The sequence below is a fragment of the Lelliottia wanjuensis genome (genome assembly GCF_030238365.1).
GTDB classification, from domain to species: domain Bacteria; phylum Pseudomonadota; class Gammaproteobacteria; order Enterobacterales; family Enterobacteriaceae; genus Enterobacter; species Enterobacter wanjuensis.
Genome location: NZ_JASSOT010000068.1, coordinates 16,988 through 29,067 on the forward strand (window position 1 = coordinate 16,988; position 12,080 = coordinate 29,067).

The 12,080-nt window shown below is 54.1% G+C and carries 13 protein-coding genes; 4 read left to right on the plus strand and 9 right to left on the minus strand.

Annotated features, from left to right (window positions below; translation table 11 throughout):
• Positions 1-37: 37 nt before the first annotated feature.
• Positions 38-496: a dUTP diphosphatase gene (gene dut / locus QQF33_RS20605; RefSeq protein WP_282492056.1), complete on the minus strand. Its 459-nt coding sequence runs from the start codon at positions 494-496 to the stop codon at positions 38-40.
• Complete coding sequence (gene coaBC / locus QQF33_RS20610; RefSeq protein WP_285158531.1) at positions 474-1,685, minus strand: bifunctional phosphopantothenoylcysteine decarboxylase/phosphopantothenate--cysteine ligase CoaBC; 1,212 nt, start codon at positions 1,683-1,685, stop codon at positions 474-476. Before coaBC ends, dut begins: the two co-directional genes overlap by 23 nt.
• Positions 1,686-1,857: 172 nt before the next feature.
• Between coaBC and radC the strand changes: the two genes are divergently transcribed.
• The 4 genes from radC to mutM all read left to right on the plus strand — a co-directional run bounded on the left by radC (position 1,858) and on the right by mutM (position 4,049).
• Positions 1,858-2,523, plus strand: a complete 666-nt coding sequence (radC, locus tag QQF33_RS20615) for a RadC family protein (RefSeq protein WP_282492055.1) — start codon at positions 1,858-1,860, stop codon at positions 2,521-2,523.
• Positions 2,524-2,739: 216 nt separating this feature from the next.
• Positions 2,740-2,976: a 50S ribosomal protein L28 gene (gene rpmB, locus QQF33_RS20620; RefSeq protein ID WP_002436699.1), complete on the plus strand. Its 237-nt coding sequence runs from the start codon at positions 2,740-2,742 to the stop codon at positions 2,974-2,976.
• Positions 2,977-2,998: 22 nt separating this feature from the next.
• Entirely contained in the window at positions 2,999-3,166 is a 168-nt protein-coding gene (rpmG, locus tag QQF33_RS20625) for a 50S ribosomal protein L33 (RefSeq protein WP_003024094.1), read from the plus strand.
• 73 nt (positions 3,167-3,239) lie between these two features.
• Complete coding sequence (gene mutM / locus QQF33_RS20630; RefSeq protein WP_285146219.1) at positions 3,240-4,049, plus strand: bifunctional DNA-formamidopyrimidine glycosylase/DNA-(apurinic or apyrimidinic site) lyase; 810 nt, start codon at positions 3,240-3,242, stop codon at positions 4,047-4,049.
• 1 nt (position 4,050) lies between these two features.
• Here mutM and coaD read toward each other — a convergent pair whose 3' ends face one another.
• The 7 genes from coaD to QQF33_RS20665 all read right to left on the minus strand — a co-directional run bounded on the left by coaD (position 4,051) and on the right by QQF33_RS20665 (position 11,862).
• Positions 4,051-4,530 carry a pantetheine-phosphate adenylyltransferase gene (gene coaD / locus QQF33_RS20635; RefSeq protein WP_282492053.1) on the minus strand — a complete coding sequence of 160 codons (480 nt, stop codon included), beginning with the start codon at positions 4,528-4,530 and terminating at the stop codon, positions 4,051-4,053.
• Between the two features lie 3 nt (positions 4,531-4,533).
• A complete protein-coding gene (locus tag QQF33_RS20640; RefSeq protein ID WP_285146218.1) occupies positions 4,534-5,304 on the minus strand; it encodes a glycosyltransferase family 2 protein in 771 nt (256 codons plus the stop codon).
• Positions 5,304-6,578, minus strand: a complete 1,275-nt coding sequence (gene waaA / locus QQF33_RS20645) for a lipid IV(A) 3-deoxy-D-manno-octulosonic acid transferase (protein ID WP_285146217.1) — start codon at positions 6,576-6,578, stop codon at positions 5,304-5,306. Before waaA ends, QQF33_RS20640 begins: the two co-directional genes overlap by 1 nt.
• 155 nt (positions 6,579-6,733) lie before the next feature.
• A complete protein-coding gene (locus QQF33_RS20650; protein WP_285151015.1) occupies positions 6,734-8,368 on the minus strand; it encodes a sulfatase-like hydrolase/transferase in 1,635 nt (544 codons plus the stop codon).
• An 18-nt stretch (positions 8,369-8,386) separates the two neighbouring features.
• A complete protein-coding gene (locus tag QQF33_RS20655; protein ID WP_285151013.1) occupies positions 8,387-9,358 on the minus strand; it encodes a glycosyltransferase family protein in 972 nt (323 codons plus the stop codon).
• 8 nt (positions 9,359-9,366) lie between these two features.
• A complete protein-coding gene (locus tag QQF33_RS20660) occupies positions 9,367-10,350 on the minus strand; it encodes a glycosyltransferase (protein WP_285146213.1) in 984 nt (327 codons plus the stop codon).
• A gap of 141 nt (positions 10,351-10,491) precedes the next feature.
• On the minus strand, positions 10,492-11,862 hold the full coding sequence (locus QQF33_RS20665; protein WP_285146212.1) for an O-antigen ligase family protein: 1,371 nt from the start codon (positions 11,860-11,862) through the stop codon (positions 10,492-10,494).
• Positions 11,863-12,080 lie beyond the last annotated feature (218 nt).

The following is a 12,080-nucleotide window of genomic DNA, read 5'->3' on the forward strand; positions in this document are numbered from 1 at the left end:
ATCGCGTTATGACGCTGTGAGATGCGTATCGTTGGGCTTATTTGCGCCCTGAGTGGCCGAAGCCGCCTTCGCCGCGATCGGTGGCGTCAAAATCTTCCACCAGATTAAATTCAGCCTGAACCACCGGCACAAAGACCATCTGCGCGATACGTTCGCCCGGCTCAATGGTGAAGCTGTCCTGGCCACGGTTCCAGACGGAGACCATCAGCTGACCCTGGTAGTCAGAATCGATAAGCCCAACCAGATTGCCCAGCACGATACCATGCTTGTGACCCAGGCCAGAGCGAGGCAGGATCACTGCCGCCAGCGATGAGTCGGCAATGTGAATCGCCAGACCTGTCGGGATAAGCGTGGTCGCGCCCGGCGCCAGCTCTACGGCGTCGTCGAGACAGGCACGCAGGTCAAGACCGGCAGAACCGGAGGTGGCATAGGTCGGCAGCGGGAATTGCTGACCAACACGCGGGTCCAGAATCTTAACGTCGATTTTTTTCATCATAACGGGTAACGATCTCGTCCAGTAATTGTTGGCCCAGGAGTTCCTTGCGCTCAAGCGGTAAGACTTTATCTCCATCCTGCCAGAAAAGGTGCAGTGCATTGCTGTCGCTGTTAAATCCTTGCGTCGCCAGCGAGACATCGTTCGCGCAAATCAAATCGAGATTTTTGCGGGTACGTTTTTGCCGGGCGTATTCTTCCACATTATTCGTTTCTGCGGCAAATCCAACGACGTAAGGTCGGTGGGTTTTTAATGCGGCAACACCGGCGACAATGTCGGGGTTTTTCACCATTTTTATCGTTAATTCATCGCCTTGCTTTTTGATTTTCGCCTCAGCAATCGTTTCTGCACGGTAATCCGCGACGGCCGCACAGCCGATAAATATTTGCTGTTTCTGAGCGTGAGCCTGAACTGCGGCTTCCATTTCCAGCGCCGTTGTCACGTCGATACGCTGCACAGAGGCGGGTGTTGGTAGCGAAACCGGCCCGCTCACCAGCGTAACCGTGGCACCGCGTTTTGCCGCAGCGGCGGCAATGGCGAAGCCCATCTTGCCGGAGCTGTGGTTGGTGATGTAACGCACCGGGTCGAGCGGTTCGCGCGTCGGGCCTGCCGTAATCATGATGTTGAGATGTTGCAGGTCGTTGACAGGGGCGAAATGGGTGGCGGCCATATCGACAATCGCAAGGGGATCCAGCATGCGTCCAGGGCCGATATCACCGCAGGCCTGGCTGCCGCTGTCGGGGCCCCAAATCAGCAAGCCGCGAGAGGCCAGAACCTCCAGGTTATGCTGGGTGGCGGCGTTGCGGTACATCTGCTGATTCATGGCCGGCACCACGGCGACCGGGGCGGGCGTGGCGAGACAAATGGTCGATACCAGGTCGTTTGCCATACCGGCGGCAACGCGTGCGATTAAATCGGCCGTTGCGGGGGCGAGGATCACCAGATCGGCCCATTTGCCGAGCTCAATGTGGCCCATCGCCGCTTCGGCTGCCGGGTCCAGCAGACTGTCAGAGACCGGATATCCCGACACTGCCTGCAAACTCAGGGGCGTGATAAAGGCCTTACCGCCTTCGGTTATTGCGACCCGCACATCGGCCCCGCGCTCGCGCAAACGGCGCACCAGATCTGGCGTTTTATAGGCAGCAATGCCGCCGCTCACGCCAAGAACGATTTTTTTACCGGCCAGGCTCATCATGATTCTTTCCTGTTGGGTTTCACCAGAGAGCGGACATTTTATCACAATCCCAAAAGTGACGTGATTTTGTCCGTGCTGCACTTTGCGAGGCGCTACGCAAGAACGAAAAGTGCCTGTCGAGCGGCGGCAATTCCTGTGTCAGCATGAGAGAAAAACAGGGAGAAGAGATATGGATGTCACCTTACCGCTCTTACCACGCGAGAAAATGCTCCATTTTGGGATCACTTCGTTGACCGACAGCGAGCTGCTGGCGCTTTTTTTACGCACCGGTACGCCTGGGAAAAGTGTGTTCACGCTGGCGGAGGAGCTGCTGGCGCATTTCGGCTCACTTTATGGTCTGCTCAACGCGGAGCTGGTGGAATTCAAGCATGTCGAAGGGATTGGCGTGGCGAAATATGCCCAGCTTAAGGGGATTGCGGAGCTGTCGAGGCGCTATCATAGCGTGCGTATGCTCGAGGATAACCCTCTGATAAGCCCTGAAATGACGCGGGATTTCCTACAGAGTCAGCTCTCAGATGCCGAGCGCGAGATCTTTATGGTGATCTTTCTGGATAACCAGAACCGGGTGTTAAAACACTGCCCGCTGTTCTCGGGCACATTGGGCCACGTGGAGGTTCATCCGCGAGAAATTGTCCGCGAAGCGATAAAAGTGAATGCAGCCGCCGTGATCCTCGCGCATAATCACCCCTCGGGTTGCGCTAAACCAAGTCAAGCTGACAAAGAGATCACTGAACGTATCATCAAATGCTGTCAATTCATGGACATTCGTGTGCTTGACCATTTAGTTATCGGTCGTGGAGAGTATGTTTCTTTTGCCGAACATGGTTGGATTTAGACCATTTCGCGCGATCCATCGGGATCTTTGTCTGTTCGGGACTTGAGCACATCGTCGAGTCAGCGTATACTACGCCACCTTTGAGAATCTCGGGTTTGGCATTTGGGCCTGGCAATCGAGAGTTCGCTTAGAACCGCGATGACCGGGCTGTAAAGCCTGACGAGGCGCCGATACCCCATACGAAGCTCGAGCTAATTTGATTTTTGGAGAATAGACATGTCCCGAGTCTGCCAAGTTACTGGCAAGCGTCCGGTGACCGGTAACAACCGTTCCCACGCACTGAACGCGACTAAACGCCGTTTCCTGCCGAACCTGCACTCTCACCGTTTCTGGGTTGAGAGCGAGAAGCGTTTTGTCACCCTGCGTGTATCTGCTAAAGGTATGCGTGTTATTGATAAGAAAGGCATCGATACAGTTCTGTCCGAACTGCGTGCCCGTGGCGAAAAGTACTAAGTACTTAACGAGGAAATAAATCATGGCTAAAGGTATTCGTGAGAAAATCAAGCTGGTTTCTTCTGCTGGTACAGGTCACTTCTACACCACCACGAAGAACAAGCGTACTAAGCCGGAAAAACTGGAACTGAAAAAGTTCGATCCAGTTGTCCGTCAGCACGTGCTGTACAAAGAAGCTAAAATCAAATAATTTTAGTTTTCTTTGAAGAAAAACCCCGCAATCGCGGGGTTTTTTGCATTCTGTGTATCTCAAAGGAGGAAACATGCCTGAATTACCTGAGGTAGAGACCAGCCGTCGTGGAATTGAACCCCATCTGGTGGGGGCGACCATTCTGCATGCCGTCGTTCGTAATGGCCGTCTGCGCTGGCCTGTTTCCGATGAGATCCACGCCCTCAGCGACAAGCCCGTGCTCAGCGTGCAGCGTCGCGCCAAGTATCTGCTGCTGGAGCTGCCCGATGGCTGGATCATTATCCACCTGGGGATGTCCGGGAGCCTGCGCATCCTCACTGAAGAGCTGCCTGCCGAAAAACACGACCACGTCGATCTGGTGATGAGTAACGGCAAGGTGCTGCGCTACACCGATCCTCGCCGCTTCGGTGCCTGGCTGTGGACCAAAGAGCTGGAAGGGCATAACGTGCTGGCCCATCTCGGCCCTGAACCGCTCAGTGCAGACTTTAACGCCGAATACCTGAAGGCGAAGTGCGCGAAGAAGAAAACGCCGATCAAGCCCTGGCTGATGGATAACAAGCTGGTGGTGGGCGTCGGGAACATTTATGCCAGTGAATCCCTGTTCGCTGCCGGGATCCATCCCGATCGGCTGGCCTCTTCGCTTTCAGACAAAGAGTGTGAGCTGCTGGTGAAAGTGATTAAAGCTGTTCTCCTGCGCTCGATAGAGCAGGGCGGAACTACGCTGAAGGATTTCCTGCAAAGTGACGGGAAGCCGGGCTATTTTGCCCAGGAGCTGCAGGTGTATGGCCGAAAAGGGGAGCCGTGCAGAGTGTGCGGGACGCCGATTGTGGCGTCCAAACATGCGCAGCGGGCGACGTTTTACTGCCGCCAGTGCCAGAAGTAAGTTACTTGAGCTTGTCCATCAGCGCCTGATGGACGTTCGCCGGCAGGAAGTGCGTCACATCGCCCCCGTGGCGCGCCACCTCTTTCACCAGCGATGACGAGATAAACGACCACTCTTTCGACGGCATCAGGAACACGCTTTCCAGCTCCGGCATCAGATGACGGTTCATGTGCGCCAGCTGCATCTCATATTCAAAATCCGCCACGGCGCGCAGCCCACGAATCAGAATGTTGGCTTTTTGCGCGCGGGCAAAATTCGCCATCAGATCGCTAAACCCCACCACTTCCACATTCGGCAGATGCGCGATCGCAGCGGTCGCCAGAGCGACGCGTTCATCCAGATCGAACATCGGCTTTTTACTCGGGCTGGCGGCAATCGCCAGAACCACCCGGTCAAACATGCTGGCCGCGCGGGTGATGATATCAAGATGACCGTTAGTGATCGGATCGAAGGTACCCGGATAAATCGCTTTTGTGCTCATGGCTCACGCTTTCTCTGAGTAGCCGCGGTTCAGTGCCCACAGCTCGGTGTATTTGTTGAAAGTATACTGGGCATTCACCACCGCCAGTAACCAGCCCTGTTTGCCATCCAGAATCCCTGCGCGCAGTATCAGCGTCTTCAGAAACGCACCCAGCGTGTGAGCGAAGATACCGGCAATCGAGGCTTTCTTGCCGCGCTGGTGGCGCTCCTGCGCCCATGCGGTCGCATAGCTGAGCTGTTTGCGCTGGAAGCTGGCAAAGTCCCGACAGGTAAGATGACGCAAATCGCCTTGCAGGTTGATCACCTCGGCGTTCGCGCACTCCAGCGATTCGTGCACCAGATTGCGGTTGTACTGGTAGCGCTCGCGTTCATACAGGCGCATGACGCGGTCGGGATACCAGCCGCTGTGGCGCATAAAGCGTCCGAGGAAATAGTTGCGGCGGGCGATGCTATAAACTGCGCCAGGTTTTGGCGAAGCCAGCACTGACTGAAGAGATTGCTGCAATTCCGGCGTCACGCGCTCGTCGGTGTCGATCATCAGCACGTAATCGCCGGTGGCAAAAGATTGTGCGCGCTGGCGCTGAATGCCGTAGCCCTGCCAGTCCGTATCGATGAAGACCTTTGCACCCGCGGCGCGGGCGACCTCAAGGGTGTTGTCGCTGCTGCCTGAATCGAGAAGGATAATTTCGTCGGCCCAGGCGACAGAGGCCAGGCAGTCCGGAAGCAGGTCAGCGGCGTTTTTGGCGATCATCACGACCGACAGACGCTTGGACATTAATGGCTCCGCTGAGGCAGATAAGGTTGCAGAAGTTGCAGCAGACGGGTCAGCGCGCCCTGGTTCTGATGCAGCACTTCGACGGCATGACGACCGTACCACAGGCGGTAATCTTCGTCGGTGAGCAGGGTCGAGACCTCTTTCACCACCGAGTCCGCGTCGGTTACGGTAATTAAGCCATCGGCTTGCTGCAATTTAGCGCAGATATCTTTGAAGTTAAATATGTGCGGGCCCATCAGCACCGGAATGGCGTGTGCGGCCGGCTCCAGCGGGTTGTGACCGCCGCGCTCGACAAGGCTTCCGCCGACGAAGGCCAGATCGGCAATTCCGTACAGCAGCATCAGTTCGCCCATCGTATCGCCAATCACCACCTGGGTGCTGCCGGATGGGATCTCACCGCTGCTGCGCAGGGTGAAGCTAAATCCGCCTTTCTGCACCAATTCACGCGCGTCTTTAAAGCGCTCCGGATGGCGAGGTACGAGGATCAGCAGCAGGTCCGGGAATTTCTCCAGCAGCTTGCGATGCGCCTGCAGGATAATCTCTTCTTCGCCGTCATGCGTGCTGGTGGCAATCCACACCTGGCGGCGAGGAGCCCACTGGCGGCGCAACGTGACGGCGCGGGCGGCGAGTTCTGGCGTGACGGAAATATCAAATTTGAGGCTGCCGGTGACGGCGAGCTGATTGCGTTTCAATCCCAGGGAGATAAAGCGCGCGCCGTCTTCTTCGTTTTGGGCGGCGATCAGCGTGATTTTCGCCAGCAGGCGGCGCATAAAGCTGCCCAGCTTGCCGTAGCCTTTGGCCGAGCGTTCCGACAGGCGTGCGTTGGCGACGACCAGTGGAATTTTACGGGCATGCAGGGCGGAAATCATATTCGGCCACAGTTCGGTTTCCATCACGATCACCAGCTTCGGACGCACGGTGTTGAGGAAACGGTTCATGGCGCAAGGTAAATCGTACGGCAGATAGACGTGATGGACATCTTTACCGAAGGCCGACATGGCGCGTTCGGAGCCGGTCGGCGTCATTGTGGTGACGGTAATCGGCAACGAAGGATAGCGGTGGCGCAGGGCGCGAACCAATGGGATCGCGGCCAGCGTCTCGCCGACAGAAACGGAATGCAGCAAAATACCGTCCGGGGCGACCTTATTGCGGCAATAGCCATAACGTTCAGCCCAGCGTTTTCGGTACGCAGGCGCTTTACGGCTACGAAGCAGCAGTCGCAGCCACACCAGTGGCTGAATAATGTAGAGCAGGGCGGTATACAACAATTCCAAGCGATTATCCGTTTTTGAGTTTCGGCGGGCAAATTCTAAGCATTTAGGCGGGGTAAAGCTATCTCTTTGGCGTTTTTGCTCGCCCGGTTGGCGGTGTTGCGTTCATTTAGAGCAAAAAAAACGGGCAATCACTTGCCCGTTTAGTCTCTTGCGGATTACCGCTCTGCTTCAGGAAGCGCATTCAAATGGTAGGTCACACGCTCCGACAGGCCGCGAATATCTCCGCCGGTAATGAAGAAACTGTCGTCTTTCTGATTCGGATTACTCACTGAATAGCCGAGCATTTTGTTAATCAACGTTGCCACCTGAAAGTGGTTCAACGGGATTTGCGGGCTAATGGCATTCATGGAGTAGGCCGGATCGTTGCTGAAATAAAGGAACGGTACCTGAGCAATCGGCATTTCCACGACCGAGTGGCCGAATAAGCCGCCGTCGCCTACGCGCTCCCCGTGATCCGAGGTGATAAAGACCAGCACCGGCAGCTTAGATTTTGCCATCGTGGTACGAATCGCAGAGGCCAGTTCTTTGTCGTACAGGCGAACGGCATCGTCGTACTCATTTTTCTTCTGCGCAACGTCATCACTCAGACGTGGCGTGGAGAATTTAGCAAAGCCTTGTGGGATATTACGCTCGTAAGGAATATGCGGCGCACGGCTATTGAGCACCATCAGGAACGGCTTGTTCCAGTCCAGAGCGGCTTTTTCGACAGACGGAGTGAGTACCACATCTGCACCGACATCGGGAGCCGGGCGGATCTGCGTATCTTCCCACAGATCAATATCGTGGATACCGATCCAGTTGCTTAACCCTTCCAGGCCTTGAGCCGAGATGAACGCGGTCTGATAACCCTGCTTTTTCGCATTAGCAAAGATATTGGTCGATTTCGATTTGTACGCGCCGTAGTTGTCCGGTTCGCGCAGGTTGTTCACCAGCATCGGAATAGCCACGCGCGTCGACACGGCGTTAGAGACAATCAGACGACCCGTACCTTGATACTGCTGCATCAGCGCTTTCAGTTCTGGCGTGGTATCACGCTCGTAGCCCAGTGCGCTCACGTGGTGCGGGTTCAGGCTCTCGCCAATCGCCAGAATGATGGAGTATTTACCCGCGTGCGAGCCTTCCACAGGCGTGACCTTGTACGGCTCATAATGGGTGACGCTCTGGTTTTCGCCGGAAAGCGCTTCCGGGATCAGACGGATGGCGCTGAAGCTCATGGCCGACAAACCGTTACGCAGCAGTGAGTGGCGAAGATCAGGGTTGAACTTATACATCTGCCCGTCGATCGCTTTATAGAACTGCCCGGCAAACATCACCACGATAGCCAGCAGACATGGCATTGCCAGCCATTTATGCCACTGCGGTGCCATCCGGCGGGTAAAGACCAGTGCAAATACCACTGCAACTATCATGATGGCAAAGTAGATGCCCAGCGAACCGAGGCTATCAGTAATCCCACTGGCAATATCTTTTGTTTCAACGAAAGCCAGCCACACTTCGCTGGGACCGTAGAACTGACCGTAGAATTGGTAATAAACCGCTTCTGAGATCTGCACGATAAATGTCACGGCCAGCAGCAGGCGAGTGAGGAAGAAGCGTGCGCTTATGGCCGCTAAAAACGAAATGATCAGATAAAGGGAGATATCTCCGGCTTTCGGTTGGTAAACGTGATCTTTTAACAGAATGATGATTTCTGAAAGCGAAAACAGCACCAGGAAAGCCAGCATCAACACCAGCGTGCGCACGATATTGCGACGTGGCGTGAGTGATGATTGTGTAGATGTTTTAAACATGTTCAGACTCAATCCAACTCAGAACTTTTTAGTCAGCGGACGAATGGCTTTACCAAATCCAAAGCGCAGCGCGCGAACCAGTGTGGGGCGAGTGTGCAATCCTTTACGCCAGGTATCCTGAAACAGGGCATACCAGCGCGCGGCGACCGCCTCGCGGGAATAGACCTGCAGACGTTTATCACCCTGTTCACGCATCTGACGATACAGCTCAGGAGAATTTTTTAAGCGCATAATAGCCTCGAACGCCTCATCCGGGTTTTTCGCAATCAGGTAATCCAGCTCGCTTTCGCGAATTGCGCGGTAAGAGGGTTCGTCGTCACAGACCATTACCGTCTTGCCCAGCCAGTTATTAATCAGCTTACTGGCGGGTTTGCGGGCAAGTTTATGATCGTGAGATTTACGGAAACTGATACAAACATCCACGTCCTGGTAGTTCGTCCAGTTATCAAATGAGATGCGCAGCTCGATGCCTTGCTCCGCCAGGCGCTGTTTAAAATCGCCTTCGCGATAAGCTTCCGGGAAGCTGTCTACGCGCCCAAAGAAAGCCACGGTTTTGACGGTTTCATCCGTGCGTTCACGGGGCTTCACACCAGGCTGCGGCCAGTACGGCACGAAAATACGATTACTGTGACCGTCGACTTCCGGGTTCTGATCGACGACGACATCAGCGCCAATGACCGGTGGACGATCGGCACGAGCGACCACGGTTACACCGCGCCACGGCTTCACGCGAGAGCCAAAGTCATCGTTGTGCATCAGGTTGATGGCATCTGCCCGACACTCTGAGCCAAATGAGCACTCAATATCGTCGCCGTAATAGTGTTTAAGCGCCAGGGTGGTCTGGAAAGTCCAGCCGCCGCGACCTCCGCAATAGAAACGTTCAGGAATGCTATCCGGATTTACGCGGTTATCCAGCAATGTCTGGAAGTCAGCATAGTTTTTAGCAATAAAATCAGCGCGGGAAACCGCGTGTAGTTTGAGTTTACTCATCATGTCCGTTAGCCGAGAATTTTTTTAAGACGAAAGTAGCGACGTCCCAGACGCCAGCGTTGACGTAAGCCACGCGCATTTTTCCAGATCATTGACCAGATACCGCGATCGAACAGCTCCTGGGTGATCTCGCGTTTTTTCGCCATATCCTGGATGTTGTTGATGCTATGCAGGATCCCCAAACCCTCTTTGGCGATCTGCCAGTGACAGGCAGGAACACGCTTAACCTGTTCCGGATGGCGCAGATTAATAGCCTCCAGCATCTCCAGTATTTTCATATAGTGGCGAGACGAGCGCATCCGCGTATCGTCAGTACCTGGCGTATGGGAAACCGACGCCGAGTGAATCAGATAATCATAAAAGACTTCATCCACATACTGAACGCGTTTGGCGGTCAGCAATACTTCTGTCGTCCACGGGATATCCTGATGGCGTAGGCCGTGCTCGAAGGTAAAACCTTGTTCTTTGAGAAAGGCATGGCGATAGATATTCAGCCAGGTCACGTGCAAGAACTTGCGTGATTCCAGCGCCATTTGCAGCCAGGTCGGCCCGTCCAGAACGCCAGTGGAGGTCAGTTTGTCAGACGGGAAAATTTTCTTCGACGGACGACCATCATCATAGATATAGGTCCCGTTGCAGGTGGCGACGTCAAGATTACCGGCATAGGCGATCTCCAGCAGGCGCGGATACATGCCTGGATAGATAACATCGTCGATATCCGGGAAAGCGACATACTCCCCTTTCGCGACCGCAAGACCGGTATTACGCGCTGCGGAGACGCCGCCGTTGGGCTGAACAATCACCTGAAAATCGCTAAATTCGCTGGCGTAGCTCGCGATAATTTCCGCAGAACCATCCGTAGAACCGTCATTGACGACGATCAGTTCCAGACTTTCCAGGTTCTGCTTCTTAATGCTGTCAAAAAAAGCGCTCAGGAAGGATTCGCCGTTATAAACAGCGACAACGAGGCTTAATTGAGGCGTTCCAGACATGCATACTCCGTATTATTCCGCGCTGCGGCAGCAATCAACGTGTTCAACCCTAACGTTCGATGGCAATTCGACAGCCGACAGGCTAAAGAGTTCGATATGAGCGCGCCGAGGCGGATTAGCTTCGGCGCGCGGTCTAGTGACTCAGGATAGGGTTTCATCTGCTTTGGTCGGCCGTAACGCGCACATCCCGATCAGCAGCCCGGTCAAGAGGAGGTATTGCTCCAGATAGTGGTCTTTCAGGTTGTGATCGACCATGGTTCTGGAGAAGAAACCGATAGTAAACAGTAACAAGAACATCCCTACCATAGTGTTACCGTGACGGAATTCACGCCATCCAACGTACCAGCAGCCAGCCAGCAAGATCAGCCAGCCTGCAATCCCGGCAAATCCATTCTGGATGCCAAACTCAATCAGGCCGTAATGGCTGTGCGGAATATTAATCCGGTTATCCTGGGTATCGCGGCGCAGCACGTAGCGGAACGCCTCTTTGCGCGGCCCCATACCTAAAGGATGTTCAGCGACCAGTTTCCAACCCTGATGGAAGAAGCTGGCGCGACAGCCGTTAGAATGGTTCATTGGGCGGCCCAATTCATTGCGTGGCACAGTCCCGTTCGTTTTGTTGTAGCAGAAACTGGTAAAAGGTGCATTCCAACCTGTAATCGCGTCGGTTTCCAGACTCTGCCAGCGCGGATCGGTTTTCCATGACGCATAGCCGAGTAACGCTGAAGCGATAAAGATACCCAGCAGAATTCCACCCGTTAACACCACCCGACTGCGGCGCATGCTGTGCAGGCTCAGCAGCACAAAAGTAGAGAATAAGCTGCCGACAAGACCGATGGTGCCCCAGCGGGTATCAACCAGTGCGGTACAGATCAGATTACAGAGCAGCATGAAGGCCAGGAATGGGGTCTTCAGGCGTAAAAAGCGCTGATGCAGTAGGCCGCGCGCCAGTAATTCTGCAAGCAGGAAACCGGTGATCATGTTTACCTGGAAACTCATGCGCGTGCGGTTGTAAACAATCCGCGTTTCACCCCAGTGAATCACTCCGTCGCGCCAGTAAAGCCAGATGGTATCCAGTAAATGGATACAGACGACCCCCCAGAAAAAGAGCACAATCAGGGTGAAATAGCGCGCTGCAGAAATAGAGGGATACTGGCTTTGAATGGCTGGCAATAGCACCAGACCCGCGCAGAAAAGTAATACCGGGCGCAACCATTGTCCGTCCCAGGTGGAAACCATCTCTTTAATATCTGGCGCGACAAAAAAGCCGTTAATCAGGATAAAGAAGGTTAACACCCATATTGCAATGAGAACGAACTTGATTTTGCTTAGGTCAAGATTTTTTCTGGCCGAGGCTGAGCTAAAAAAGAGACCCAGTGCAACTGCGACGATGGGATAGATCAGGCCATTGCGGTGAAAAGGAAGCTGGTCATTCGGGATTGGCCAGACAAAACACAAAGCCAGTACAGCCGGTACTAAAAGGCCCGTCAGGATGTTGCGAATATTTGTCATATTTATGGTACTGGTTAAGGATTTAGGCTTTTATACCGGTTAGTTAACAGTGCTATACGATAATTCCACGGAGTTCCGATGGGAATAAAAGCGAGAGAAAAGTACCACAGATGACTTAACTACAGAAGGACAATGTTTGTAAGCAAGAATAATCCAAGACTTCAGGCGAATGCTGACTTTGTGCATTCTGCGGCTGGCAATGTATATAATGCAGGAAA

Bases quoted from the DNA above. Each gene is read 5' to 3' on its own strand.
- dut (WP_282492056.1), bottom strand. From the start codon at position 496: ATGATGAAAAAAATCGACGTTAAGATTCTGGACCCGCGTGTTGGTCAG.
- coaBC (WP_285158531.1), bottom strand. From the start codon at position 1,685: ATGAGCCTGGCCGGTAAAAAAATCGTTCTTGGCGTGAGCGGCGGCATT.
- radC (WP_282492055.1), top strand. From the start codon at position 1,858: ATGGATGTCACCTTACCGCTCTTACCACGCGAGAAAATGCTCCATTTT.
- rpmB (WP_002436699.1), top strand. From the start codon at position 2,740: ATGTCCCGAGTCTGCCAAGTTACTGGCAAGCGTCCGGTGACCGGTAAC.
- rpmG (WP_003024094.1), top strand. From the start codon at position 2,999: ATGGCTAAAGGTATTCGTGAGAAAATCAAGCTGGTTTCTTCTGCTGGT.
- mutM (WP_285146219.1), top strand. From the start codon at position 3,240: ATGCCTGAATTACCTGAGGTAGAGACCAGCCGTCGTGGAATTGAACCC.
- coaD (WP_282492053.1), bottom strand. From the start codon at position 4,530: ATGAGCACAAAAGCGATTTATCCGGGTACCTTCGATCCGATCACTAAC.
- QQF33_RS20640 (WP_285146218.1), bottom strand. From the start codon at position 5,304: ATGTCCAAGCGTCTGTCGGTCGTGATGATCGCCAAAAACGCCGCTGAC.
- QQF33_RS20650 (WP_285151015.1), bottom strand. From the start codon at position 8,368: ATGTTTAAAACATCTACACAATCATCACTCACGCCACGTCGCAATATC.
- QQF33_RS20655 (WP_285151013.1), bottom strand. From the start codon at position 9,358: ATGAGTAAACTCAAACTACACGCGGTTTCCCGCGCTGATTTTATTGCT.
- QQF33_RS20660 (WP_285146213.1), bottom strand. From the start codon at position 10,350: ATGTCTGGAACGCCTCAATTAAGCCTCGTTGTCGCTGTTTATAACGGC.
- QQF33_RS20665 (WP_285146212.1), bottom strand. From the start codon at position 11,862: ATGACAAATATTCGCAACATCCTGACGGGCCTTTTAGTACCGGCTGTA.